General features: G+C 61.3%; 28 protein-coding genes. 11 read left to right on the plus strand and 17 right to left on the minus strand.

The genetic code is table 11. The features are described from left to right. Positions 1 to 56 precede the first annotated feature (56 nt). A complete protein-coding gene (locus tag AC6LJ2_RS26625) occupies positions 57 to 2285 on the minus strand; it encodes an NADP-dependent isocitrate dehydrogenase (RefSeq protein WP_498152516.1) in 2229 nt (742 codons plus the stop codon). A 468-nt stretch (positions 2286 to 2753) separates the two neighbouring features. On the opposite strand from AC6LJ2_RS26625, the gene AC6LJ2_RS26630 reads away from it, so the two are divergent. Both AC6LJ2_RS26630 and ilvA read left to right on the plus strand, forming a co-directional pair. Continuing rightward, positions 2754 to 4301 (plus strand): winged helix-turn-helix domain-containing protein, encoded by a 1548-nt coding sequence (locus AC6LJ2_RS26630; RefSeq protein ID WP_498152517.1) that lies wholly within the window; start codon positions 2754 to 2756, stop codon positions 4299 to 4301. Between the two features lie 224 nt (positions 4302 to 4525). Then, positions 4526 to 6106 carry a threonine ammonia-lyase, biosynthetic gene (ilvA, locus tag AC6LJ2_RS26635; protein WP_498152518.1) on the plus strand — a complete coding sequence of 527 codons (1581 nt, stop codon included), beginning with the start codon at positions 4526 to 4528 and terminating at the stop codon, positions 6104 to 6106. Between the two features lie 69 nt (positions 6107 to 6175). Here ilvA and AC6LJ2_RS26640 read toward each other — a convergent pair whose 3' ends face one another. From AC6LJ2_RS26640 to AC6LJ2_RS26660, 5 genes are all read right to left on the minus strand, one after another. Next, positions 6176 to 7126 carry a hypothetical protein gene (locus tag AC6LJ2_RS26640; RefSeq protein WP_263915075.1) on the minus strand — a complete coding sequence of 317 codons (951 nt, stop codon included), beginning with the start codon at positions 7124 to 7126 and terminating at the stop codon, positions 6176 to 6178. 70 nt (positions 7127 to 7196) lie between these two features. Then, entirely contained in the window at positions 7197 to 8018 is an 822-nt protein-coding gene (locus AC6LJ2_RS26645) for an ABC transporter ATP-binding protein (RefSeq protein ID WP_498152519.1), read from the minus strand. A gap of 4 nt (positions 8019 to 8022) precedes the next feature. After that, on the minus strand, positions 8023 to 8499 hold the full coding sequence (gene azu / locus AC6LJ2_RS26650; protein WP_263915073.1) for an azurin: 477 nt from the start codon (positions 8497 to 8499) through the stop codon (positions 8023 to 8025). 31 nt (positions 8500 to 8530) lie between these two features. Beyond that, positions 8531 to 9610, minus strand: coding sequence for a FecCD family ABC transporter permease (locus AC6LJ2_RS26655; protein WP_498152520.1), 1080 nt, complete (start codon positions 9608 to 9610; stop codon positions 8531 to 8533). Between the two features lie 21 nt (positions 9611 to 9631). Next, positions 9632 to 10756, minus strand: a complete 1125-nt coding sequence (locus AC6LJ2_RS26660; RefSeq protein WP_498152521.1) for an ABC transporter substrate-binding protein — start codon at positions 10754 to 10756, stop codon at positions 9632 to 9634. A gap of 210 nt (positions 10757 to 10966) precedes the next feature. On the opposite strand from AC6LJ2_RS26660, the gene AC6LJ2_RS26665 reads away from it, so the two are divergent. The 9 genes from AC6LJ2_RS26665 (at position 10967) to AC6LJ2_RS26705 (ending at position 16853) form a co-directional block, all read left to right on the plus strand. Further along, on the plus strand, positions 10967 to 11650 hold the full coding sequence (locus AC6LJ2_RS26665) for a response regulator transcription factor (RefSeq protein ID WP_263915070.1): 684 nt from the start codon (positions 10967 to 10969) through the stop codon (positions 11648 to 11650). After that, entirely contained in the window at positions 11643 to 12944 is a 1302-nt protein-coding gene (locus AC6LJ2_RS26670; RefSeq protein ID WP_498152522.1) for a sensor histidine kinase, read from the plus strand. Before AC6LJ2_RS26665 ends, AC6LJ2_RS26670 begins: the two co-directional genes overlap by 8 nt. 243 nt (positions 12945 to 13187) lie before the next feature. Next, positions 13188 to 13541: a hypothetical protein gene (locus tag AC6LJ2_RS26675; RefSeq protein WP_498152523.1), complete on the plus strand. Its 354-nt coding sequence runs from the start codon at positions 13188 to 13190 to the stop codon at positions 13539 to 13541. Positions 13542 to 14348: 807 nt separating this feature from the next. Further along, positions 14349 to 14639, plus strand: a complete 291-nt coding sequence (locus AC6LJ2_RS26680; RefSeq protein ID WP_498152524.1) for a hypothetical protein — start codon at positions 14349 to 14351, stop codon at positions 14637 to 14639. 357 nt (positions 14640 to 14996) lie between these two features. Then, positions 14997 to 15371, plus strand: coding sequence for a hypothetical protein (locus AC6LJ2_RS26685; RefSeq protein WP_498152525.1), 375 nt, complete (start codon positions 14997 to 14999; stop codon positions 15369 to 15371). 43 nt (positions 15372 to 15414) lie between these two features. Beyond that, positions 15415 to 15678, plus strand: a complete 264-nt coding sequence (locus AC6LJ2_RS26690; protein WP_263915065.1) for a hypothetical protein — start codon at positions 15415 to 15417, stop codon at positions 15676 to 15678. A 233-nt stretch (positions 15679 to 15911) separates the two neighbouring features. Continuing rightward, the gene (locus AC6LJ2_RS26695) at positions 15912 to 16130 is read left to right on the plus strand and encodes an NTF2 fold immunity protein (RefSeq protein WP_498152534.1); all 219 of its coding nucleotides are present in this window, start codon (positions 15912 to 15914) and stop codon (positions 16128 to 16130) included. A gap of 81 nt (positions 16131 to 16211) precedes the next feature. Continuing rightward, complete coding sequence (locus AC6LJ2_RS26700) at positions 16212 to 16427, plus strand: hypothetical protein (RefSeq protein ID WP_263915064.1); 216 nt, start codon at positions 16212 to 16214, stop codon at positions 16425 to 16427. Positions 16428 to 16556: 129 nt separating this feature from the next. Then, complete coding sequence (locus AC6LJ2_RS26705; RefSeq protein WP_498152526.1) at positions 16557 to 16853, plus strand: hypothetical protein; 297 nt, start codon at positions 16557 to 16559, stop codon at positions 16851 to 16853. 91 nt (positions 16854 to 16944) lie between these two features. Here AC6LJ2_RS26705 and AC6LJ2_RS26710 read toward each other — a convergent pair whose 3' ends face one another. The 11 genes from AC6LJ2_RS26710 to AC6LJ2_RS26760 form a co-directional block, all read right to left on the minus strand. Continuing rightward, on the minus strand, positions 16945 to 17760 hold the full coding sequence (locus AC6LJ2_RS26710) for a hypothetical protein (RefSeq protein ID WP_498152527.1): 816 nt from the start codon (positions 17758 to 17760) through the stop codon (positions 16945 to 16947). 13 nt (positions 17761 to 17773) lie between these two features. Continuing rightward, entirely contained in the window at positions 17774 to 17953 is a 180-nt protein-coding gene (locus AC6LJ2_RS26715) for a hypothetical protein (RefSeq protein WP_498152528.1), read from the minus strand. Positions 17954 to 18103: 150 nt separating this feature from the next. Beyond that, positions 18104 to 18400, minus strand: a complete 297-nt coding sequence (locus AC6LJ2_RS26720) for a hypothetical protein (protein WP_498152529.1) — start codon at positions 18398 to 18400, stop codon at positions 18104 to 18106. Positions 18401 to 18844: 444 nt separating this feature from the next. Continuing rightward, complete coding sequence (locus AC6LJ2_RS26725) at positions 18845 to 19105, minus strand: hypothetical protein (RefSeq protein WP_498152530.1); 261 nt, start codon at positions 19103 to 19105, stop codon at positions 18845 to 18847. 203 nt (positions 19106 to 19308) lie between these two features. Beyond that, positions 19309 to 19545 carry a hypothetical protein gene (locus AC6LJ2_RS26730; RefSeq protein WP_498152531.1) on the minus strand — a complete coding sequence of 79 codons (237 nt, stop codon included), beginning with the start codon at positions 19543 to 19545 and terminating at the stop codon, positions 19309 to 19311. A 259-nt stretch (positions 19546 to 19804) separates the two neighbouring features. Then, entirely contained in the window at positions 19805 to 20239 is a 435-nt protein-coding gene (locus tag AC6LJ2_RS26735) for a hypothetical protein (protein WP_263915061.1), read from the minus strand. Between the two features lie 521 nt (positions 20240 to 20760). Next, on the minus strand, positions 20761 to 21153 hold the full coding sequence (locus tag AC6LJ2_RS26740) for a hypothetical protein (protein WP_263915060.1): 393 nt from the start codon (positions 21151 to 21153) through the stop codon (positions 20761 to 20763). A 537-nt stretch (positions 21154 to 21690) separates the two neighbouring features. Continuing rightward, positions 21691 to 21996: a hypothetical protein gene (locus AC6LJ2_RS26745; RefSeq protein ID WP_263915059.1), complete on the minus strand. Its 306-nt coding sequence runs from the start codon at positions 21994 to 21996 to the stop codon at positions 21691 to 21693. A 119-nt stretch (positions 21997 to 22115) separates the two neighbouring features. Then, positions 22116 to 22490 (minus strand): hypothetical protein, encoded by a 375-nt coding sequence (locus AC6LJ2_RS26750; protein ID WP_263915058.1) that lies wholly within the window; start codon positions 22488 to 22490, stop codon positions 22116 to 22118. Positions 22491 to 22626: 136 nt separating this feature from the next. Then, on the minus strand, positions 22627 to 24954 hold the full coding sequence (locus AC6LJ2_RS26755; RefSeq protein WP_498152532.1) for a TonB-dependent receptor: 2328 nt from the start codon (positions 24952 to 24954) through the stop codon (positions 22627 to 22629). Positions 24955 to 25206: 252 nt separating this feature from the next. Beyond that, a partial coding sequence (locus AC6LJ2_RS26760) for an amino acid ABC transporter ATP-binding protein (RefSeq protein WP_498152533.1) occupies positions 25207 to 25724 on the minus strand: 518 nt, incomplete at its 5' end.

Raw genomic sequence — 25724 nt, forward strand, 5'->3', positions numbered from 1 at the left:
CCCCGCAAGGGACCGCCGGCTTTGTCGCGTCCGGGCCTGGCGGCCCGGGGCGGGGCTTAGCCGATGTTGGCCAGCACCTGGTTCAGCGTGGCGCTGGGGCGCATGGCGCGGCTGGCCTTGTCTTCGTTCGGCTGGTAGTAGCCGCCGATGTCGACCGGCTTGCCTTGGGCCGCCTTCAGTTCTTCCAGGATCTTGGCTTCGTTCTTGACGAAAGCGGCCGCGGCCGGCGCGAACAGCGCGGCCAGGGCGGGATCGTCGTTCTGGTCGGCCAGGGCTTGGGCCCAGTACGTGGCCAGGTAGAAGTGGCTGCCGCGGTTGTCCAGGCCGCCGACCTTGCGGTCGGGCGACTTGTTTTCGTCCAGGAACTTGGCGGTGGCCAGGTCCAGCGTGCTGCCCAGCACTTGGGCGCGGGCGTTGTCGTACGCGCGGCCCAGGTGATCCAGCGAGGCGGCCAGCGCCATGAATTCGCCCAGCGAATCCCAGCGCAGGAAGCCTTCTTCCAGGAACTGCTGCACGTGCTTGGGCGCCGAACCGCCGGCACCGGTTTCGAACAGGCCGCCACCGGCGACCAGCGGCACGATCGACAGCATCTTGGCGCTGGTGCCCAGTTCCATGATGGGGAACAGGTCGGTCAGGTAGTCGCGCAGCACGTTGCCGGTGACCGAGATGGTGTCCAGGCCTTCGCGGATGCGCTTGACCGAGAACTTGGTGGCTTCGACCGGGTCGAGAATGCGCAGGTCCAGGCCGCTGGTGTCGTGGTCGTTCAGGTACTGCTTGACCTTGGCGATGACCTGGGCGTCGTGGGCGCGCTTTTCGTCCAGCCAGAACACGGCCGGCGTCTTGCTGACGCGGGCGCGGGTGACGGCCAGCTTGACCCAATCCTGGATGGCGGCGTCCTTGGTCTGGCACATGCGCCAGAGGTCGCCGGCTTCCACGGTTTGTTCCAGCAGGACCTTGCCCGAGGCGTCGGTGACGCGCACGGTGCCGGCGGCCGGCACGATGAAGGTCTTGTTGTGCGAACCGTATTCTTCAGCGGCCTGGGCCATCAGGCCGACGTTGGGCACGCTGCCCATCGTGACCGGATTGAAGGCGCCGTTCTTCTTGCAGTCGTCGATGACGGCCTGGTAGACACCGGCGTAGCTGCGGTCGGGAATGACGGCCTTGGTGTCTTGCAGCTTGCCTTCGGCGTTCCACATCTTGCCCGAGTCGCGGATCATGGCGGGCATGGACGCGTCGACGATGACGTCGCTGGGCACGTGCAGGTTGGTGATGCCCTTGTCGGAATTCACCATGGCCAGCTGCGGCAGCGTCTTGTAGGCGGCGTCGATGTCGGCGGTGATCGCGGCTTGCTGGTCAGCGGGCAGCGACTGGATCTTGGCGTACAGGTCGCCAATGCCGTTGTTGGGATCGAAGCCGACCGACTTCAGGACGGCGGCGTGCTTGGCCAGCACGTCTTTGTAGAACACGGACACCACGTGGCCGAAGATGACGGGGTCGGAGACCTTCATCATGGTGGCCTTCAGGTGCACCGAGAACAGCACGCCCTGGGCGCGCGCGTCGTCGATCTGGGCCTGCAGGAAAGCCTTGAGCTTGGCGGTCGACAGCACGGCGGCGTCGATGATCTCGCCGGCCTTGACCGGGGTCTTTTCCTTGAGCACGGTCTGGGTGCCATCGGCAGCGACCAGGGTGATCTTGACGTCGCCGGCGTCGGCGATCAGGGCCGACTTTTCGGTGCCGTAGAAATCGCCGCCGTCCATGTGGGCCACGTGCGACTTCGAATCCGCCGACCAGGCGCCCATCTTGTGCGGGTGCTTGCGGGCGTAGTTCTTGACCGACAGCGGGGCGCGGCGGTCGGAGTTGCCTTCGCGCAGCACGGGGTTCACGGCGCTGCCCTTGACCTTGTCGTAGCGGGCCTTGACGTCACGCTCGGTGTCGTTGGCCGGGGCATCCGGGTAGTCGGGCAGCTTGTAGCCTTGTTCCTGCAGTTCCTTGATGGCCGCCTTCAGTTGGGGCATCGAGGCGCTGATGTTCGGCAGCTTGATGATGTTGGCTTGCGGCGTGACGGCCAGGGCGCCCAGCTCGGCCAGGGCGTCGCCCAGCTTCTGGCTGTCTTCCAGGTAGTCCGGGAACAGCGCAATGATGCGGCCTGCCAAAGAGATGTCGCGGGTCTCGACCGTAATACCAGCGGACTTCGCGAAGGTCTGGACGATGGGCAGCAGCGAACGGGTTGCAAGCGCCGGAGCTTCGTCGGTGAGGGTATAGATAATCTTCGGAGTAAGAGACATGATCCTTGAATCTGTTCGGCTGTGGCGCTAGGCGCAAACCCGAACATGCTATGCGGCGTCAGCCGGTAGATGTTGTCGAGAGTGGGTTCGTATGGGCTGACGGATGCCGCGCCGTGTTCAGCCCGGCATCTGTCAGCCCAACATGGCGCCGCCCGTCCTTTATTTGCAGGTTCGATTGCTCGACCGCCTGGAAGGTGCGACTGCCACGAACCGAACATTGTAATACCGCGCTTCGCCTGCCGTGCACAGAAATAGGCGCCAAATGCCCGAAGGGTGGCCGAATCGGCCCGGTTTATTACCGAAAGACGGGGTTTTGTGCGCAGAAATGGCGCCAAATTTCACCAACCTGATGACTACGGCGTGCAAGTATTGGCTAATATTCGGCTTCTGTTCGCGCCTGGCGCGGCAGGCGAGAGCGGGGCGCCGGATGACGATGGGCGTTGTACAGCCCGGCGTGAGGAAGAGGCAATGCGGTTTGGCAACCTGATGTTCGATCCGATGTTTCGCTACGCCCGCCGTGACGATGGCACGACGATGCACTTCACCCCGGTCGAAAGCGCCGCGCTGTCGCTGCTGACCGCCCACGCGGGCCAGATCCTGCCGCGCCAGCGCCTGCTCGATGCCACCCAGCGCGGCGACGTCGATGCGCTGGAGCGCAGCGTGGACCTGCTGGTGAACCGCCTGCGCACCAAGCTGGGCGATTCGGCCCGCACCCCGCGTTTCATTGCCACCAGCTACGGCGAAGGCTATAGCTGGATCGCCGCGCGCGCCCCCGAACCGGGCGAAGACGTCTACGTGGCCATCGGCCCCGCCGCCGGTCCCGAGGCCTTGCGCACCGAGCCGCGCGTGCGCGCTTTCCTGGACGACCTGGCCGACGCCTTGCGCGCCCGCCTGCCCAGCGAACGCGGCGTGCGGCTGCTGGCCCCCAAGGCGGGCGAGGGCGCCGATGCGCCGTTTCGCGTCGAAGTCGGCCTGCGGCAGGACACGGCCGGCGTGCATTGCGCGGTGGTGCTGCGCGCGGCCGCCAGCGGCGCCGCGCTGCGGGCCGAGCGCTGGACCATTGCGCCCGACGACCTGGCCGGCGCCGCCCGCACGGCCGCCACGGCGTTCGCCGCGGCCATCAAGAGCGAGATCTGGCGCAACCTGGCCACCGCCGGCGGCCTGGCCGGCCCCACCGACGAGCCCATCGAACTGCGCCTGCACCGCGCGGCCGTATTGCTGTCGCGCACGCCGCAGACCTGGCTGGAATCCGAAGCCGAACTCGAAAAGCTGCGCGCTGAAAACCCGGCCGATCCCCAGACGGCCCTGATGTGGGCCTCGCACCTGTATGCCCGGCTGGTGCTGGACCTGGCCAGCGACCCCGCCCAGCTCGAACCGCAGATCGAGGCGCTGGTGTTCCAGGCGTTGCCGCACGCCCGCGGCAACCCCATGCTGGCGCTGGCCGCGGCCAAGCTGCTGTGCTTTGTCAGCCGCGAGCACCTGGAACTGGCCGAAGCCCTGGCCGAAGACGCCTTCGCCCAAAGCACCGCGTTCGCCTCGGCCTTTGCCGTGCTGGGGCAGCTACGCCTGAACCGCGGCCGCCTGCCGGAAGCCATCGACTATTTCGACCAGGGCATCGAACTGGCCGAACCCGGCTCGGAATTCCAGGTGTTCCTGATGGTGCTCAAGTGCACCACGCTGCTGGCGCTGGACGACCGCCAGGCCTGCCAGGCGGCGTGCGAAACGCTGTACCGCACCAAGCCGCTGACGCGCATGCAGATGGGCCTGTTCCTGGCATCGCCCGACGAGGTGTTGCCGGACGACCTGCGCCAGATCCTGCTGTCGCTGGACGCGGGCCTGTTGCGCCGGTTGCTGCTGCACTTCGACTACCTGTTCGTGCGGCGCGTGCCGGATGCGGCCGGGCGAAAGAACATGTTCCGGGGCGTGCTGACGCAACTGGCGCAGCACCGGCCGCTGGATGACCTGCCGGCGCCGGTGCGGGTGTACGCCCAGGGCGGCGCGGGCGAAGGCCTGTAGCGCAAAGGGCTGGCCAGCCGCCATTTGACAAAGCGCCGAGGTTGGAGGAAGCTTCACCCCCATGACTTCCCGCGCCGTCCGCATTTCGCTGATTATTACCATCATTCCGAGAATGGTGGGTTAGCGCACGACCGCAGTCAGTCAAACGAACCCGCCCCACGAGGCGGGTTTTTTGTTGCCGCCTCTGCCGGGCTTCCCCGATTTCACAGCCGCAGAGATCCGCCATGCAACAACCGCAAGCCGCCACCGAATCCGACACCGACACGTTTGCCCAGGGCCATGCCGCGCCCATGGAATACCTGCGCCAGATCCTGACCGCGCGGGTCTACGACATTGCCCGCGAGACCGAGCTGGACCCGGCGCTGGGCCTGTCGCGCCGCCTGGGCAACCGGGTGTCGTTCAAGCGCGAAGACAACCAGCCGGTGTTTTCCTTCAAGGTGCGCGGCGCCTACAACAAGATGCGCAACACGCCGCAGGCGGCGCTGGACCGCGGCGTCATTACCGCGTCCGCCGGCAACCACGCCCAGGGCGTGGCGATTTCCGCCGCCAAGCTGGGCGTGCGCGCCACCATCGTGGTGCCGCAGACCGCGCCCCAGGTGAAGGTGGACGCGGTGCGCGCCCACGGCGGCCCGACGGTGCAGGTGGTGCTGGCGGGCGATTCGTACAGCGATGCCTATGCGCACGCGCAGACGCTGGCCGCCGAGCAGAACCTGACCTTCATTCCGGCGTTTGACGACCCCTATGTCATTGCCGGCCAGGGCACGGTCGGCATGGAAATCCTGCGCCAGCATCCGGGGCGGCTGGACGCGGTGTTCGTGCCCATCGGCGGCGGCAGCCTGGCGGCGGGCGTATCGGTGTACCTGAAGGCGGTGGCGCCGCAGGTCAAGGTGATCGGCGTGCAGATCGCCGATTCCTGCGCCATGGCGCAGTCCATCCAGGCGGGCGAGCGGGTCAACCTGGCCGAGGTGGGGCTGTTCTCGGACGGCACGGCGGTCAAGCTGGTGGGCGAAGAAACCTTCCGGCTGTGCCGCGAATTCCTGGACGACGTGCTGCTGGTGGACACCGACGCCGTCTGCGCGGCCATCAAGGACGTCTTCCTGGATACCCGCAGCGTGCTGGAACCGGCGGGCGCCCTGGCGGTGGCGGGCTTGAAGCAGTACGTGGAACGCGAAGGCGCACAGGGCCAGGGGCTGGTGGCCATCACATCAGGCGCCAACATGAATTTCGATCGCCTGCGCTTCGTGGCGGATCGCGCGGAAGTGGGCGAAGCGCGCGAGGCGGTCTTTGCCGTGACGGTGCCCGAAGAACGCGGCAGCTTTCGCCGCTTCTGTGGCGTGATCGGCCAGCGCAGCGTCACCGAGTTCAACTACCGCATTGCCGATGCGCGCACCGCCCGCATCTTCGTCAGCGTGCAGATCGGGCGGCGCGGCGAAGCGGCCGAGATCATGCAGGCGCTGACGGAACAGGGTTTCGCGGTCAGCGACCTGAGCCATAACGAGGTGTCCAAGCAGCACATCCGCTACATGGTGGGCGGGCGCTCGCCGCTGGCTGGCGGTGAACGCTTGTTCCGCTTTGAATTCCCCGAGCGTCCCGGTGCGCTGATGACCTTCCTGTCGGCGATGGCGCCCAACTGGAATATCAGCCTGTTCCACTACCGCGCCCAGGGGGCCGATTTCAGCTCGGTGCTGGTGGGCATCCAGGCGCCGCTGGCCGATGATGCGGCGCTGGACAAGTTCCTCGCGCAGCTGGGCTACGCGCACTGGGAAGAAACGGACAACGAGGCGTACCGGCAGTTCCTGGTCTGAGCGCCCACGCACCGGCATCCGGCCGGGGCGGGATGCCGGGCACGCACGGCCGTATCGGGCGAGGCGTGATCAGGCCGGCGTGCAGTGGGGCTTGCGCGGCAGGTCAACGCCAGGCTTGACGCGCAGCATGGCCTTGCCCGGCGGGCCAGGCGTGAATTCCAGAGAACGTGCGCGCCAGGCGGGCAGATCGTCGTAGCGGATGTCGATCTTGCTGCTGATGCCGGTGACGCCGGGGTCGAACTGCATGGCCGGCAGTTGCTGGCAGGTGTCCTTGGCGTCCCAGCGGGCCAGCTCGCGTCCGTCGGCCAGCCGCGCCACGCGAAAGCCCGCGGGGGTCGGCACGAATTCAGTGATGGCGGGCACGAGCTGCATATAGCCGTAGGCGTCCTTGACCTGTTTTGCCGGCTGGGTTTCGACGGCCTTGGACCCCGCCGGCACCGCCAGGTAGGCCACGTCGCCGTCGACGTCCAGCAGCCGGCCAGCGCCCAGGTTGATGGCCTGCAAGGGCGCATGGCGGATCAGCACGGTTTCGTTCCAGGCGGTTTCCACGCGGGTCCAGCCGGGCAGGCGCGCGTCCAGAAAACGCGTGACCTGGATGCTGTTGCGCTTCGGGTCTTTCGAGACATCGATACGCTGCGCGCGCAGAGCGCCGTTCACCACCTGCAAGTAGGCCAGCACGGTGCTCGCGCTGCCGCTGGTGAAGAATGCCAGCACGCCGCCGTCCAGCGCCTGCGCGCCATTGGGGCAATAGAAGGCGCGCTGTGGCGGGTCCTTGCCATCGGCAAACAGCAGGTCGGTCACGTCTTTGCCGCACAGGGCCTGGCCCTGGAAGGTGATGGTGGTGCTGCGCGTCTGCTGGCGCTGGCCAGTGTTCCAGTCTTGCCGGCTGCCGGTGTTGACCTCGGCCACCAGGCCATCGCGGTTATAGATCGTGTCGGCAGTGGCGGACGTGCCCACCAGGGCGGCTGGCAAAGACGCCAGCAAAGAAAGGTGCAGTGTCAGCGCGCGGCGGGCTTTCATCGTTCGGCTCTCGGCAAGCAGGTCGGCGGTCGACGGAGCCTTGACTATATAACGTCAGGTCAACCCGTCGTCAGGCCAACCCGTCCACATGCACCTGTGGCTGGCCTTGCGGGCAGCGTTCCACCCGCGCCCGCACACCGTAGGCGCGGCGTAGCGTGTCGGCGGTCACGACGTCTTGCGGCGGCCCTTCGGCCAGCAGCGCGCCGCCATGCAGCAGCAAGGCCCGGTCGGCGTGGCGCAGCGCAATGTTCAGATCGTGCAGCACGACCAAGGTGATGAGGCGATGGCGCGCCGTCTGGCGGCGCAGCACGTCCATCACATGGAACTGGTAGTTCAGGTCCAGCGCCGACAGCGGTTCGTCCAGCAGCAACAGCCGCGGCCGGCGCACCAGCGCCTGCGCCAGGGACGCCAGCTGCTTCTGGCCGCCCGACAGTTCATCCAGGTAGCGGCTGGCCAGCGGGCCGATGCCCAGTTCGGTCAGCACGCGCATGGCTTCGCCCATCAGCGCGTCGCCGCCCTGGCCGTGGCGGCCCGAGCGGGCGGCCACCAGGACGGATTCCAGCACCGTCATGTGCACGCCCTTGGGCAGGGCCTGGGGCATGTACATGGCCTGCGCGGCCCGCTGCGCCGGTGGCAGGCGCCCGAAATCCGCACCGTCCAGCCGCAGCGTACCGCCCTGCATCGGGTTCAGCCCCGCCAGGGTCTTGAGCAGCGTCGACTTGCCGCTGCCGTTGGGCCCCAGCAGCGCCGTCAGCGAGGCCTCGGGCAAGGCCTTGGCGTGCAGGTTGCGCAGCACCGGCCGGCTGCCGTAGCCGGCCGTCAGGCCGCGGATTTCCAGCGTCGCGTTGGCTGCCGCCGTGTCGCCTGGCAAGGGGATGTCCCGCAGATTCATGGCGTCAGGGTTGCAGCGTCAGCGTGCCGCGCATGTGCTGGGCGTGCGCCGGGAACGAGCAGTAGAAGGTGTACGACTGCCCGGCGGCCAAGCGGCTGACGGGGAAGGTCACGGTGGCGGTTTCGCCGCCGCCCAGCATCGGCGTCTTGGCCAGGATGCGGGCGTCGCCGGGGGCCAGGAACTCGTGCGCGGCGCCGGCCTTGATACCGTCCACCATCACGGCATCGATGTCTTCGGTCTTGGTCAGCACCCAGTTGTGGCCGGCCTTTTCCTTGCTGTTCTTGCCGGTGTGGATCAGGCGCACCGTGAAATCCTTGCACGTCGAGGGCACCACGATGTGGTTGGGTTCGAATTTCTTGCCGGGCTGGCCTTGCACGTCGATGGTGCAAGCGGCGGTCGTCGTCGTGGCGGCGGGCTCGGCGGCCTGGACGGCGCCGGCGGCGAACAGGGCGGCCAGGGCAAGCGTGTAGCGGTGTTGCATGGGAAAGCGTCTCCGAAGTTCAGATAATGCGTCAACTGCGCTTCAAGGCGCGGATGACGATGGTGAGAAAAAAGGGAATGCCGACCAGCGACGTCACGATGCCCACCGGTATCAGCGCGCCGGGCAGCACGGTCTTGGACGCGACCGAGGCCAGCGACAGGATCAACGCGCCGGCCAGCGCGCTGCCCGGCAGGTAATAGCGGTGGTCTTCGCCCAGCAGCAGGCGGGCGATGTGCGGCGCCACCAGACCCACGAAACCGATGGTGCCCACGAACGACACGGCCAGCGCCGCCAGCGCGCTGACGCGCAGCAGGCTCACCAGGCGCAGGCGCTTGACGTCGATGCCGAAGCTGGCCGCGCGTTCTTCGCCCAGCCGCACGGCGGTCAGCTTCCAGGCGTCACGCATCGAAAACGGCAAGGCCAGCGCCAGCGCCGCGGCCATCACGCCCACGGTCGTCCAGGTGGCGCGGGCCAGGCTGCCCATGGTCCAGAACACGATGCCTTGCAGGGCTTCTTCGCTGGCCACGAACTGCAGCAGCATCACCAGCGCCTGAAACGAATACACCAGCGCAATGCCGAACAGCACGACCCCCAGCGTCGACCCGCCGCGCCAGCGCGCCACCCGTTCCAGGATCAGCACCGACACCAGCGTGCTGGCAAAGGCGGCCAGCGACACCACCATGCCCGGCGGCAGCGCCGGCACGTGCCAGTCCAGCGTGATCGCCAGCGACGCCCCAAAGGCCGCCGCCGCCGATACGCCCAGCGTGTAGGGGCTGGCCAGCGGGTTGTCCAGCATCGTCTGCATCTCGGCGCCGCCCAGGCCCAGCGCCACGCCCACCAGCAGGGCCATCAGCGCATAGGGCAGGCGAAACTGCCAGACGATGACGCGCGCGCCGGCATCGGCTGCGTCCGGGTGCAGCAGCGTGCGCAGCAGGTCGGCCGGCGCGAGGCCCGCGGGGCCGGTGGCGATGTCGGCCAACAGGCTGACGACAATGGCGAGCGTCAACAGCAGGGCCAGCGCCAGCCGCCGCTTCTGCGTGCGGCGGTGCAGGGCAATGGCGTCAAGCGGGGCGGCGGCGGTGGCCGCCGTGGCAAGTGCGGAAAGCGACATGATCAGCGTGCCCGGCCGTGCCTAGCGGCCCGCCGGCGCGGTCCAGTAGGTGCCCGCGCCGTCCACGTCCAGGAAGTCGCGATACAGCGCATCCAGCGTCGCGCGCGGGTCCAGCGCGGCGGCGCGTTCCGGATACAGCCACTTGGCCATCGCTTCCACCGCCGCCACGTTGTAGGGCGAGTTGTAGAACGCGTGCCAGATGCCGAAGGCGCGGCCCTTCTTGACCGCATCCAGGTCGCGGATGCCGTCGCGTTCGAGCAGCGTCGACAGGCTGGCGGCCGACACGTCCGCCGCCGCGCCGGGGCCCGCCAACAGGCCTGCGCGGCCGGGTTCGGACCGGCTGCCCGTGGCGATATACACCTGGGGCTGCGCCTGCAGCAGGAATTCCATGCTGACATCGCCTATGGCCCCCGGCAGCACCGGCGCGGCCACGTTCACGCCGCCCGCCGCTTCCAGCAAATCGCCAAAACTGCCGTTGCCCGTGCTGTGGCAGCACGCCGGCCACACGCCCGCCAACATCTCCACGAACACGCGCGGCCGTTCGGCCTGCGGCACCGGCTGCACGATCTGGCGCACCCGCACCATGTGCGATTCATAGAACGCGATATAGCGCTCGGCCGCGTCCTGGCGGTCCAGCGCCTGGCCCAGGATGCGCAGGCTGGGCACCGTGTTCTGCACGGGATGCTGCCGGAAATCGATGAACACGATCGGAATGCCGGCTTCCTGCAACGACGCAATCATCGGATTGTTGCGGCCCGGGCCGTGGCCGCTCAGGCTGAACACCGCCACGTCCGGCTTGAGCGACACGATCTTCTCGGGGCTCACGCTGGCTTCCGACGTCTTGCCGATCAGCGGCACGTCCGCCGCCTTCGGAAAACGCTTCACCAGCTGCTGCCACGAGTACGGGTCCTGCTGCTTCAGTTCGCCTTGCCAGCCCACCACCCGGGCCACCGGGTCGGCGCGGTCCAGCAACGCCATCGCGAACACAAAACGGCCTTCGCCCAGCAGCACCCGCTGCGGGTGGTCGGGCACCGTCACCACGCGCCCGGCCAGGTCGGTCACCTGGCGGGCCTGTGCGGTGGGCGCGGCGGCAAAAAGGCAAGCGGCAACGGCCAGCGCCGCGGGGAACATCGCTTTCAAATGCATGGAGGGATCCTGTGGCCACGACGTGCGCCGCGGGGTGCGGGTAACGCGAACCATTCCTATCGCCGTGCAGTCTCCGCCATCCCGTCTCAAGAAAGCGTTAAGACGCGCAGCCGCTGTGGCGCCGGGGCCGCAAGCGCCAGGCCAATGAATGGCCGGGCAGGGGGCGTGCTTACAATATGAGACTGATTTCCATTACCGGCTGTGCCCGACATGCGCGTTCTAGTCATCGAAGACGACCCCGACATCCTGGCCAACATCACGCACCACCTCACGCGCCGCGGCTACATCGTCGACTGCGCCGAAGACGGCCTGCGCGGTTATGCCATGGCGGCCACGGGCGGCTTCGACCTGATCGTGCTGGACCTGATGCTGCCCCGGCTGGACGGCTACGACCTGTGCCGCCGCCTGCGCATCGAGGCCGCCTGCGACACCCCCGTCATCATGGTCACCGCGCGCGACACCCTGGACAACCGGCTGACCGGCTTTGATGCCGGCGCCGACGACTACCTGGTCAAGCCCTTCGCGCTGGCCGAACTGGCCGCCCGCGCCAAGGCCCTGCTGCACCGGGCCAGCGGCGCGGGCGCCTCGCGCGTGCTGCGCGTAGGCGACCTGACGCTGGACACCGGCACCCTGGCGCTGACCCGCGCCGGCCAGCCCCTGCGCCTGCCGCCATCGCCCCTGCAACTGCTGATGCTGCTGATGCGCGCCAGCCCGGCCGTGGTGCATCGCGGCCGCCTGGAAGAAGCCCTGTGGCGCGACTCGCCGCCCGACAGCGACAGCCTGCGCACGCACATCCACCAGATCCGCCAGGTGGTCGACAAACCGTTCGACACCCCCTTGCTGGTCACCGTGCACGGCATCGGCTACCAGCTACGGGCCGCCGCCGATGCGTAGCGCGCGGCGCGGCCTGGCCCGCCACCTGGTGCTGACCTACGTGCTGCTGGCCCTGCTGGTCGGCGGCGCATTGACGTGGGTGTCCATCTGGAGCGTCAACAAGCTCGAAGTCCACCTGCAGCGCATCGACATGGGCATGGCCGTGGACCGCGTACGCGGCGACTTCCTGGCCGGCATCGACCCCGGCCGGCCGCATCGCTTCTTTCATGGCGACCCCGGTGGCCCGGCGTTTCCGGACTGGCTGCGGCGCCTGGGGCCCGGCTTTCACAAGATCGAGCGCGACGGCCGCGTGTGGCACGCCATGGTCGACGACAAAGACGGCCAGCGCTACATGCTGCTGCGCGACTACACCGACTACGAACGCAACCAGGCCACGTCCCACTGGACCGTCGTTACGGGGCTCGCCGCCAGCCTGGTCCTGGCCTTCGTGCTGGGCACCCTGGCCACGCGCCGCATGCTGCGCCCGCTGGCGCGCCTGGCCGCGCAAGTCACCGCCCGCGGCGCGCAACCGCCCCAGACCCGCCTGGCCGAAAACTATCCCCCCGACGAAATCGGCCGCCTCGCCGCGGCGTTCGATGCGACGTACAACCAGCTGGAACAGGCGCTGCGGCGCGAACAGCTGTTCACCGCCGACGTCGGGCACGAACTGCGCACGCCGCTGATGGTCATTTCCAGCTCGTGCGAATTGCTGCTGGAAGAGCCGGGGCCGGACGGCGGCGGGCTGGACCCCGCCAGCGCGGCCCGCGTGGCGCGCATAGCCGCCGCGGCAACCGATATGGGCGAGCGGTTGGATACCTACCTGATGCTGGCGCGCGGCCGCGATGCCGGCGGGCAGTTCGTGCGGGAAAGCGCCGCCGACGCGGCCGGCGAACAACTGGCGACTTGGACGGCGGTCGCGCAGCGGCGCGGGATGACGTTGGTGTTCGAGGGGGATGAGGATAGCGGGGCGGCCGGAGGCTATCCGACGTTTCCCGCCCCATTGCTGCGCGCGGTCCTGTCCAACCTGATCCGCAACGCCTTGCAGTACGCCGGCCCGGGCGCCCGTGTCACCGTCCAGGCAGGCGGCGACTATCTACAGGTCGCCGACGACGGCCCGGGCATTCCGGCCGAACGCCAGGAAGCCATCTTCAGCCCCTTCGTGCGCGGCACGCAGCCGGACAACGGCAATCTCGGGTTGGGCCTGTCGCTGGTGCAGCGGATTTGCGAGCACCAGGGGTGGACCGTGTCGCTGACATCGGCGCCGGGGCAGGGGAGCGTGTTTCGGGTGGGGCTGCACAGCGCTGCGCGGTCTTGATCTTGAACTAGCGCTGCCGCGTCGCGCAGCGCACTCGCAAATCCATTGCATGGTCATTCAAGGCGTGTCGGGATCGTGTCCGACATGCTTGCTGGCGTTTTCGGAAACTTCCTACCTTTTTCTGTCACTCGGCCGGATAGAGTGGTGGGCGTTTGCGCGTGGGGTAGGCGACCAGGGCAAACGAAGGGGGCTTGTCGAGGGCGACGGCCTATTCGGACTTCAAGCCTTTCGGAGAATTGCGCCATGAATAGGCAGGAATTCATTGCCGCCATCAAGCGTCATGTGCAGCAGCAAGCGGTAGATGACCTTATTGCGACGTACATCGCGCCTCCGGGCAGACGTCCATCTGACCAGCTTTCAAAGATCGCGCAGTGGAGGGCGCGATTGACCGTGAACGAGCAGTCGCTATTCGACGCCGTGATATTGGAATCTGTTCGCGTTGCCCTGTTTGGCGTATTCGCCGTGGTCGACGGTGTGCGTTGCGTCGATCAGGGTGTGGATCGATTCATCATCTCTGCTCAAGACTACTCAGGCAATAGGCAGGCGATAAATGAAGATGAAGCGCTCGATCTTCATGATGAGTTCGCTCTTGATTGACCAAGAGAGATCGGCTTCGGTATGTGGCAGGACTATTCATGATTGTTTTGGAGTGAATACAGTTGTTAGAAGTCGCATATTCCCTTGTAGAGGATTTCGTCGCCAATATAGGGAGAGGTGATTACATCTATCTTCAAGACAGGTACGGCATTAGTACGGCCGTCGCAGACGAGATACGGTGCTACTTGGCTGAATCGTCTCGGGAAAATGTCGTCGAAATTGCGCCTCCGCCTTATCGTCTTGCCTTTGCTGAAGAAGGAAGCCGCACGCCGTTCGTGGCATACGGTGGCGAAAATGAGGACTTCTGCTGGCGAGTAGAGTGTTTGCTCTGGATAAATGGTGTGGAAAGCGAAACTAGAGCATATTTCGATTTGTTTTTTGAGGATGGGAAATTCAGGGTCGAATTTCTCTATCTAGGGTCGTGACATTCCATACCAGAAATCCGGGTATCTACAAGATCGCATTCTATGACGTCGAACGCTAGAGCAGGAATCAACAGAAGCTAAAAAACGACTTCATGGATTATCTAAAATCGAATGCTTGTTTCTCTTGTGAAATGACAAGAATGGTTGGGGTGGGGGGATGACAAGGTCGACTGGCTTGCACTGGTTTATGAAGTCTGTAAATAATGAACCAGACTACGTTTTCTACCCGCCAAGCGGTTTCCAAAACGTAGTCTGGTTCGTAATCTACGTTATCTAAAGAATAAGCATGGACAACTAGATAACGCCTTCTATATTGTCGAATATTATTTATATCTGCGAGCACATTTCTGCCAATAACATTGACCTGCTTTCGAGATGCGAGGTGTTTTATCCCGATGGCGAGATTGGTGTCAAGCGGGCAATGCTGGAATATTTGTGCGGCGACGTTCTTGACGAGAGCGAATTGTCCAGGGTGGGTAAACCTGATACTTGTTTTCTGGAAAGAAACCTGAAGCTGTATGAAATATATCCTAGATATCCCTCCGACAAACAGAAACGCGTTGAGTTTCCGCTGCTCATCGACGACGAGGAAAGTGATTTGACTTTAATTCTTCACATCTATAAGGCGAGTGTTGGAGTTGTTATTAAAATCTACGATGCGCGCACTCTTTGACTGGAAAGCGTAGTCTGGTTCGTTATTTAATTTCATTATTTTTATGCCTCCAGTTTTCTACGAGAGTAGCTAGTGATGACAGAGCAGGAAATTCAAGAAATAGCATCCCGTTGCAATGCGGCATCGCCTGGTCCCTGGTCATCGTATGTCGAGGGTAGAGATCACGAGAGCGGATCAAACCTCATTATGACAAACGGCAAGAGTGGTTTCGATATCGAGCTAACTGGCGCCACCGTAGCGGATCAAGATTTCATTGCCCACGCACGACAAGATATTCCGAACCTTCTTGCGGAGATACGCAGGCTGAAAGCTCGATGAAATAACGTGTCCGGCTACGTTTTGCGCTAAATAACAGCGATGACATTATTCAATTATCAACCTGCCGCAATCGCGTTCTTCCATTTATATATCTATGAGTGGATAGACGAACAGGATTTCAGCCTGACGCTGCCTGGTGATGACGGCTATTTCTCTCCATACGTCGAGGCGGCCCAGCGAAAGTTTCTGTCTCACGGTTGGACGGGTATTGGATCAGTCCAACTGATCTGGATTCCGCCGTTTGCTCTGTGTGGAATACTTGCGGGTGGAGTAGGCGCATTCATGGATCTTATGGGCGAATCTTGGTCGCGAGGCTTAATTTTGTGGCATGTCAAGCAAGCAGAGGACGGGCTGTCATTTCTTCTGTCTCCCGTGGAACTCGCGATTCCAGATTTCGGGTTGGATACTGACTAAAAGAGATTAGGTGTGGCCGGGGTACGGCGACAGGGAGCTATTGATGCACATTCAATTGGTGTACCCAGATGGGTACGACGAGATTGCCGAGTTTGAGCATGAAAAGAAGGGGTACCTGCTTGGGGTGCAACTTCACCTTAAGGGTTCGGTTATTAGCTTGGACTTTTATGACATCGCCAGATTGACGCAGGATACCGCCGAGGCATTGTCCGAAAAATCATATGTCCATCTGGAAAACGTCGTAATTGTCGACGCGGTGACGAAATTGAATATCGAATTGGCCGCTAGAAGAATTGCAGAGAGGTAGATCGAACCCAGAGCATCCGCCAGGCAGACGGTTTACGGTGCAGAGGGCCAGTCAAGGCATCATGGCGATGCCAGCGCTATTCAGCGAAATTCTCCGTGTACCCCAGCAGCAGTACATTCCCGCTAGCCGCAATCCCGGCAAGCTCACGCCAAGCGGCTTGGTGCTCGTCACTGGCGCAGCCATACAAGTCCGCCAGGTCCGCCACCAATGGTTTTTCAGAAGGTGGCGATTCTATGTTGTCCGAGTCTAAAGCGGTGGAAATTTGTGAAGATTATGTAACTCGAGTTTATGGTGTCGAGGCCGCCAATAGACAAAAGCCGTACGTTGTCTCAGATGAAGGTGATACTTGGAGAGTCACGGGGCAACCGCCCAAATTCCAGCTAAACGGCAATTTTGATGTACTGATATTCAAGTCGGATGGAGCAATACTTGAAGCAAAGCATTCTAAATAGTCGGAATTAAATAACGTATCAGGTTATGTTTATTCGGCGCCATTGTTGCCAATGAAATACTTCATAATTCAGAAAATACGGATGTCGCTTTCAAGCGATGCTCCGATTGACGCGCTGCGGGAGTTGGCAGTGAGCCTAAACCGAGCAGGCATCGGCAAAAGCGAGATAATTGATTGTTATAGAGGCTTCAGCTTGGCTCTGCGCAACAGTGGTATGGATGAAATGAGCGATCAGGTGGACGATGTGTTGGATATGATGACCGGATACTATGTGGGAAAAAATGTCGACCTGGATTGAGTTGGCGTAGTTATGAAACATAATGATTTGCATGCAAATCTGCTTTGTCTGACGTCCAGAATGAGGCAGCGGTACGCGGCGTCCTGTCTCCGCAGCTACTGCAGTGCTAAAAAAATCTCCCATTCTTCCTTGGATGATCTTCTCTCTCATCTGGATAGCATCGCTGTTGCTGAGGATATACCGGAGTGGGAAGCCAAAGGCGCGCGATTGGCCCTGAACGGAAGGGGTGACCCGCCGCCAGAAACTCTTTCCGAGAAGCTCAAAGACAACGAGCGGCAGGAGCTCATTCAACTGGTTGAATATGTTGTCGAAGTAGGGCTTGTCGATCTCTACGGAAGTACAACGGATGCCCCACTGACTTTTCTAGAGAAGATCGTTTGTGTGTTGGAACGGAATCACATTCCCTTGCCCTCAATCTACGAATGAGAGTGGGTACGCTGGCCCGAGCAACCGAGCATTTTTGCTGGAGCGGTTTCCAGTTCACTCTTGGCCGGTCCCCGTCTAAATGCTGCCAACGCTATTCAGCGAAATTCTCCGTGTACCCCAGCAGCAGTACATTCCCGCTAGCCGCAATCCCGGCAAGCTCGTGCCAAGCGGCTTGGTGCTCGTCACTGGCACAGCCATACAAGTCCGCCAGGTCCGCCACCAATGCATCGGCCGCAGCCGGCTGCAGCGGCGTATCCCGCACGAACCCCAACCACGACGCACCAAGCCCGACAAAGCGGTAGCCATGCCGCTCATGCATGCGTCGAATCACCGCATGGTTCTGGAACACATCCCAGTCGCAGGAAAAATAGCCATTGGGCAGGGCGGCGATCATGAAGGTGTCGTCTGGCACGGTAACGCGCTGGATGTAGACCACGCTATCGATCACCCGGTCTGGATCGCGGTTGGTGGCCACCAGGACGTCCACATCTTCCTGGGTGGTCATCAGCGTGCCGCACACGTCTTCCCAGGACTGGCGCAACGCCGCGTCCTGCAATCGCGCCACCACGTGAGCCGCGCGGCGCACCTCGAAGGCGTGAACCGATTCCGGGTCGTCGAAGTCGGTGTCGCCGTAGTCCATGTCGATGCGATCGTCATTGCCCGCGTGGCCGCTGGTGTAGCAACACTGGTTGATGTCGTCGAGCGTGCAGAAGTAGCGGTGGCCAGGGTCGGCCCGTCGCAACTCGTCCAGGCAGTCCAGCACCTGTTGCAGCGACGGGGCGCCGGATAGCCGGCGATGGCTGAGGGTGTCGACAGGCTGGAATGCGTACTGCTCGCGGTAGTCGACGGGGGTGATCTCCATGGCGGTCTTGCGCTCCGAGTGATGGGATTGGGAGGCAGTGTACAAGCCGCGTGGACGATCAGCCTGCATGGCATTGGAAGTTGAAGACCTTCCATTGGCGTAGCCGGTAGCAATGCGATTGCGGCGGCCCCCAGGACACCATGGACACCTTGCCGCAGTGCTGCTGCTTCCAGGCTTGGCGTAGTTCGTCGGGTGTGCGGCCGGTGTATCCGTTCTTGAGCGTCAGTTCGTGCGCCAAGCGCCAATTGCCTTGAGAAGCTTCGCTAACCAACGCATTGAAGGCTAGAGCATGTAGACCATGAAGCGTATTACGTGTTCTCTGATGGCAATTGCTAGTGTTTGGGGGGCTTGGAATGTTTGACGCAAGCCTTGCGTTGCACCAATCCCGTCACATGCCGGAGCCAGGTGACATCAAATCGCCACCAAAATAGCTATCAATGATGGTGCCATCCGAAAGGAAATTTATCATCCAGGAGTAATCGCCACTTCTCTTCGGAATCATTGCATCCACCAGTCTTGCGATTTCTTTCCTATCCAATGGCGAGACATCGCTCACTCCGTCTGTTGCTACGGAAATGAGAACGAAATTAAAATCATCCTGTATTTCGTAAAGCAATGCAGATTTTTTAAAGGCGGAGGTGTTTGCTATCGCAGAAATGCACTTTTCTGCAAGTTCGTCGCTCACCAACTCCTTAGCTCCCATTCAACTCACCGTATGATTATTTATATAGTTGACGAGTGAGAGTATGCTGCCCCTCAGTCACATTCTCGTATTCTCAGTCTGGATGACGTGTAGTCTAATGCGCCATTTTCACTTCCTATTTGGATAGCGAAGTCATTTCTCTAGCTATATCCGAGAGTCGCAACGCAATCTCGAATATTCTATTGGCCATGGCGACATTGGCAAGGTCCGATTTGTGTCGTTCTGCACTCGTAAGGAGACTGGCCTGCATATCGATCAGCATGTTTGCAATTTCGGTCGGAATAGACGGTAGTGTTCGGTACTTTGACCTAAGCTTGCTCATTCCTTCTGTCGCGGCTATCGCTGTATCTTTTGAAATTCCCGCATTGGTTCGCGCCTCTAGCATTAGGTTTACTACGCAATCGATACTGTCTTTGTCTGTTTTTTTCATTGGCGGCTTTCTGTTGGTCGAACCTCGAAAGACATCATGCGTGGGGTCTCATGGAGATCGCCATTGAATTCGACCCTGATTCGGTCCTGATCCTGCGGTAGCCCTTGCAGCCATCGGCGTAGCCGGTTGCCATGCGATTGCGGCGGCCCCCAGGACACCATGGACACCTTGCCGCAGTGCTGCTGCTTCCAGGCTTGGCGTAGTTCGTCGGGTGTGCGGCCGGTGTATCCGTTCTTGAGCGTCAGTTCGTGCGCCAAGCGCCAATTGCCTTGAGTGGCTTCGTTAGCAAACGTCTTGGCCACAGACGCTGCGTCTTTGGGTTCGTAGGGGATTCAGGTACAGCCAGGCGGACAGGCACGAGACTAGGGGACCTAGAAGGCCTATCTGCCACAAGAGCTTGCAGCGGGACATCTTCGTACGTTGTGGCGGTGTAGCCATTGACGGCACCGGGGACGCGATTTCATGAGGGTGAGGCATCATCTGGAATCGAGAGCGCTGCATTGACGGCTTGTTCCCAATCAACCCACGCCCCAGGATCTGCAGGGCTACGGCCAAGGAATGTCTTCCACGACAGAGAGCCAAGCAGCCCGCCGATCTCATCGGCTCGGGTTCTTTCATATTCCTGCTCAAGAAAATAGAACAGGGCTCGATAAGCCTGCTCCATAGTGAGCTTGATCCTGTTGGGTGATGCTTTCAATTTGGGTTTTCTTGGCATGAATTTGAATGTGTGAACGCGAAATAACGAACCAGACTACGTCTTTCTCTGCGAAAACCAAGTCTGGTTTGTTGTTTACGGGTCGACCCTGCGTATGTCACATGCTAGCGCGTCCGAATGCATGATTCGTAGCAGGATGAGGAAAACGGGTGGTCCCTGACGGGCTGAGGTCGCACCGCATTTCACGGCGGCTATTGCGGAAATCTGGTGGCGTCATACATTATTTTCGCGCTGATGTCGTTCAGTGCTTCCTGACGTGCGCTTCAAAGAAAATTCTGAACTGTTCGCAAACTTCCGGTCCGATATCCGAGAGTACAAAGAAGAACAATTCAACCATTTCAGGCGTTTCAAGCTCTCTGGTTTTGTCGGTGTGTTTATCGTAAAGGCAGCAAATCACCGCTCTGAGAAAGTGCTTCTTGGGACAATCTGGTTCAGCATGGTGTAGTCGCCAGGTATCCGTCCGGGTTCGAACCAGGTCGGAAACCGCAGGGGGGGTGGCGGAAGAGAGACGAAGCCCTAGTGTCTCGGTCGTCCAGCGCAAGAAGTCGCCAGAGAAGCGTCCTTGCTCAAACATATCTGTTGCCAGCTGTTGGAGGAACCTGGAGAAGATCAGGGCAGATGCATCAAATGAGATGGCATTCAGATCAATATTCTCTTCAAGTAGATCAAGTTGCATCGTGGCTTCTCTCATTTGTTGTCGACCCTGGTTGTGAGTGGAGTGGTGGTACGCAATTTCGCAGGATTGCCTGCCGGGTGAATTTCGCCCCTGAAAGCAAAAATCCGGAAGGCGTGTCCAAGCTACGCATTCCGGACTCAAAAGAGCATTGGAAGATTCTGAATTTCTGGAATCCGATCTCCGTGGTGCGCCTCAGCGTCCTTGGGCTTGGGGCTAGCCTTACCGCTGCGACGCCTTTAACGACCTGTTGTCACTGCTGCAATCGCAGTCGTTGAGCGGGTTGACCACGACGACCGCTCGGTCAGCGCTTTGTCCTCGCGGTGGTGCGCCGTAGCTGACGGACAGGCCGTCGGCGGCGGAGTCGGTGGTCCGCAAGTGGCAGGAAGGGGCGCGGGGACGTTCTTGGCTTCTTCGCCGCTGTTGGCGCCTTTAGAAATAACGTGGCCGACTACGTTTTCCTTAGAGGCGAATTCCTACTTCTGACGCATCGGCTTTCGGAATAGATAGTCCGAAACTCAGTATCAACGACTCTCCAGTCGCTCTTTAGCGGCGTCTGAAACTGTCTTGTCTTGGTCATCCGCAAGCATTTGCAAGACGTCCAGGGGAGCCTTTGGATTCAGGGCAATTCTCTTTCGGACTGCCGGTTCAGGGTCCCGCGAAAGCGCATGGAACATTGATGGGGTGATCCTTCGTTTCATTGCTACGTCGCACCGAGTCAGCCAATCGTTGCTCTTCGATAGGCGTATCAGGATGGGCAGGGATATTGTGCGGTTCAATGCAACGATTCTTGAGAGATTCGGGTACTTTTCCAGAACAGCAATCCAAACTTCATCGGCAGCGGCCCACCTGGTCATTTCGATATCAGATTTGGAGTCGGAGAACTTCTTGAATTCTTCTGCCGATTTTATTTTCATGGCACTCATATAATCAAATAAGTCGGCCGGGTTGCGACAACTCCATTTTATTTGAATAAAAAACATATGTGGAACAAAGCAAGCCAGACTCTATTATCATGTTTTGGTAATTTGGGGTCCTCGTTCGAATTGAGTTTTGTCGGAAAAAAGTCTGAGAGTCTAGCCAATGAAATTTTCTGGTATCTGTCGGGAAAAACAGGTTTGTGATTATTGTCAATAAATAATGCTAGGCACGAAATTATGCAGTCGTTCGCAATTCTGCTGGAAATGAACCGCATCAGTAGTTGTCTTGCTTCGTGCCCGCGTTTGGAGAAATAGTCATGAGCACTGTCGCCGCTCATGTCAGTAACTACCGTGGCCGGAACTATTTGCTCTTGGTATTGGACGGAAATCGAACCGCCACAGATCGCTTTCGGCATCACATGATTTCCCACCTCGCGGAAACCTGAATAATCCGTAGCGTTGCCGTTGTTCAATTCAAAGTAGGCCAAAAGGTAGGATATTTCGAGTCTCCAGTGGTGGGTTTTCGTCTAGATCTTATGAAAGGGAATAAAGATTCGTTTTTCCACTGCGGTGGTAGAAAGAAAGGTAATCCCCCCGCAAAAGCGATGATGTCAGAAGTAGAATTTTCTCGTTGAGGAGTTCTACCGAATCTGTGAGGCTTTCCCAATCTTCGAATCCTTCGGGGAGGCCACCGCTAGCGACCAGGCGAGCTATTGTTGCATCGGTCAGTACAAATTCTTCTGGAAGGCCGCCGTTGTATGGTTTGGCGTAAAGGGAGTCTTGACTGAGAAATTTAACAAATGCATCTGCTTCAATCAAAATCTGCTGCCATGTTTTCATCGGCACATATTCCTCAATACGCTATCTGAATGCTAGGTCCGAAGGAAGATTGGAACGTTTGATACGTCGTTCATATGTCTCAGTTGCGCGAGACTTCTTCGAGGGCACCGACTGAAGGTTCACTGCGTTTCAAGCAATATAAAGGCAAGGTGAGGCTCGTCAAGCATCAATGAAAGGTCCGCAATCAATGTGAGGTCGGTCTTTTTTTCATGGCTCCACAGTTGGCATGCAACTCTAAACGATTCTGAGCCGAAACCTGTATCGAAGATATCGAACGGTATTCTTCCCGTCGCGTCTGCCACAAACGCCAAATCGTACGGTGGCAATGCCAGATGTGAGATTAGCTCGCCAGATCGCGCTAGTTCATCTTTTATCTCGACGTATATTTCAGAGCTGATCTCGAATTTTTCCAAATCTTGTGCTGATTCATGCTGAATGCCGCGCAAGAGTTCTTGCATTAGCCGATATGTCTCTTTCCAATAAGCAGCTTGCATAACTTTCCTTCATCTGTTTCAAGGAAATGTTCGACCCTTCATGATGTCCTTGTGCGATATTTCTCTGGAATATACCGTAAGCTACGCATTCCGGACTCAAAAGAGAATTGGAAGATTCTTAATTTCCAGAAGGTCTCTAAAACGACAACTCCGCCGTAAACGTCACCGTCCGCCCAGCCCCCGGCACCCCATACAGCTGGAACCCATCCAGCGAAGCACCTACCCGGCTGTAATAGAACTTATTGAACAGGTTCTCGACGTTCATCCCCACGGTCAGCGCCTTGTCCACGCGATAGCGCGCCGCCACGGAATGCAGCCAGTAGGACGGCGCTTTTTCATCATCTCGAACCCAGATCGGATGCGTGCCCGACGGCCCGGAGACGGTGGCGCTGTTGTTGTTCTTGCCGCCTACGTATTTGTTGTCGGTGTAGCGGCGCTTGCCGACGTATTGCGCACCGTAGCTGAGCGACAGGCGGTCGGTGGCGGCGTAGGTGGTCCATAGATTGAAAGTCAGGTCGGGGACGTTCTTGGCTTCTTCGCCGCTGTTGGCGCCTTTGGTGATGCGGCTTTTCATGGCGCTGACGCCTGCAAATGCCGACCAGCGCGGGGTGATGTTGCCGGACAGGCCCAGTTCGATGCCGTCGACGCGCTTGGCGGGCAGGGCGCGCACGACGTCGGTGGCGTCGTCGCCGTATTCCCAGGAATCGGACAGTTCGGTACGAAACAGGGCGCTGGTCAGCGACAGGTCGCCGCCGGCGGTGTCCCATTTGGCGCCCAGTTCCCAGGTCTTGGAGACGGCGGGTTTGTAGGTGTCGCCGCCGGTGGCGCCGTAGATGTTGTTGTTGGTGGAGGCGCCCAGGGCGGACGGTTGGGCGGCCTGGCTGTAGGCGGCGTAGAGGCTGGCTTGTTCGACGGGCTTGTAGGTCAGGCCGACGCGGCCGCTCCAGGCGCCGTCTTCGATGCGGTTGGTGGTGTGGTTGCCGGCCGATCCGGATACCTGGGTGACGCGGTAGCGGTCATAGCGCAGCGCGCCTTGCACCAGCCATTGGGGCGTCAGGGTGAGGGTGTCGGCGACGTACAGGCCGGTGTTGAAGACGCGGGCTTCGTTGCCGCTGTTGCCCTTGACGGTGTCGACACCGCCCATGTCGACGCCGCCGGTGTTGCGCAGGTCGATGGTGGGGTTGGTGGACGGGGCCTTGATGGTGCGTTCGTGGTCGCCGTAGGTTTCCTGGTAGAACTCGATGCCGGTAACGACCTGGTGCTTGATGCCGCCCGTCTTGAAGTCCAGGTTCAGGTTGCTCTGGTTGGCCAGGATGGTGTAGCGCTTGGAGGTGCCGAAGTCGTTGCCGCGCAGTTGGGCGTAGGGGCTGGGGTTGCCTTGCGCGGTGTAGCCGCTGTAGGACGCAATGCCGTCGGCGCTGGTGACCAGGGGGCCGGCGCCGACATAGCCGTAGGACGTGCGCGAGGGGCTGTTGAAACGCGCGGGCGACAGGACGCCGATGCGGTCGGTCTGTTGCCAGCGGCTGATGTTGGACAGGCGCACGCCCTTGTTGAAGTCGTGTTCGACTTTCAGGGTAGCCTGGTCGGTGCGGGTCTGCTCGGTGTAGCGCGACGGATCGCCATACCAGGCGTTGCGCGCAACGTTGGGCATGCGCTGGCCGCCGGTGCCGCGCTGGATGGGCACGCCGCCGTCGGGGATGTTGTTGTCTTCCTGGTGCAGGTAGTTGAAGGTGACGCGGGTGGGCGTGCCCAGGCCCATGGCCAGCGATGCGGCGATGCCGGAACGGTCGAACTCGGTGACGTCGCGCTCAGCCACGCCGTTGTGGTGGCGCATCAGGTTGATGCGCAGGGCCGAGCTGTCGGTCAGTTCCTGGTTCAGGTCCGCGGTGATGCGGCGGTAGTGGTCGGTGCCCAGGCCGCCGGACGCCTTGTAGAACGAGCCCAGGCGGGCTTCTTTGCTGGCCAGGTTGACGCTGCCGCCCACGGCGGACACGCCGGATTCAATCGACCCGGTGCCTTTGAAGACTTCGGCCTGTTCCAGGTTGAAGATGTCGGTGCGGCTGGACAGGCCGGCGTCGCGGATGCCGTCGACGGTGATGCTTTGTTCGGCCGAGAACCCGCGGATGGTGAACATGTCGCCCCAGCCCAGGTTGCCTTCGCCGGAACTGAAGGTGATGCCGGGCACGTTGCGCAGCACGTCCTGCAGGCTCTGGGCCTGCTGCTCTTCCAGCACGGCGCGGGGCACGACGGTGATGCTTTGCGGGGTGTCGAGCAGCGGTTCGGTGAATTTGCCGGACTGGACGCGGTCGGCCTTGTAGGGCGGGGCGTCGCCTTGCACGGTGACAGGGGCCAGCTGCACGGCGGTGTCGGCCGGCTGGGCCTGGGCGCTGGCGGCGGCGCCCAGCGCGAGGCCCAGGGTTTTGAGCGCGAACGCGCCGCGGGGAGGGGAGAAGGACTGCGCCATGAGAAGTTCCAAGAGAAGTGCCAATGAGAATCGTTGGCGATTCTAGGTAGGCGAGTCTCAAGATCTTGTTAAGGCGCGGGCGGGAATTGATCGGCCAGGGTGTGGCGCTTGGGCTGGTCGAACCGGAGCACCGATTTGATCCGCAGGTCCTGACGATCACGGGGAAGGGCGTCGAAAAGGTCTCGCCCAAAAGAAAAGCCGCCTTCAGAGCAAGGCGGCCTTGGGTCGACGGTGCTGCGCCCGCGATTCAGATCAATGCAAAATCTGGCTCAGGAACAGCTTGGTGCGTTCGTTCTGCGGATTGTCGAAGAACTCGTCCGGGCTGTTCTGCTCGATGATCTCGCCGCGGTCCATGAAGATGACGCGGTTGGCGACCTTGCGCGCAAAGCCCATTTCGTGGGTCACGCACAGCATCGTCATGCCGCTTTCCTGGGCCAGGTTGACCATCACGTCCAGCACTTCCTTGACCATTTCCGGGTCCAGGGCCGAGGTGGGCTCATCGAACAGCATGATCTTGGGGCTCATGCACAGCGACCGGGCAATCGCCACGCGCTGCTGCTGGCCGCCGGACAACTGGCCGGGGAATTTCTTGGCCTGGTCCGGAATGCGCACGCGCTCCAGGTACTTCATGGCCGTGGCTTCTGCTTCGGCACGCGGCTTTTTCAGCACCCACATGGGGCCCAGCGTCAGGTTTTCCAGCACCGTCAGGTGCGGGAACAGGTTGAAGTGCTGGAACACCATGCCGACGTCCTTGCGGATGGTCTCGATGT

The sequence above is a fragment of the Achromobacter sp. 1014246743 genome, from assembly GCF_059760725.1.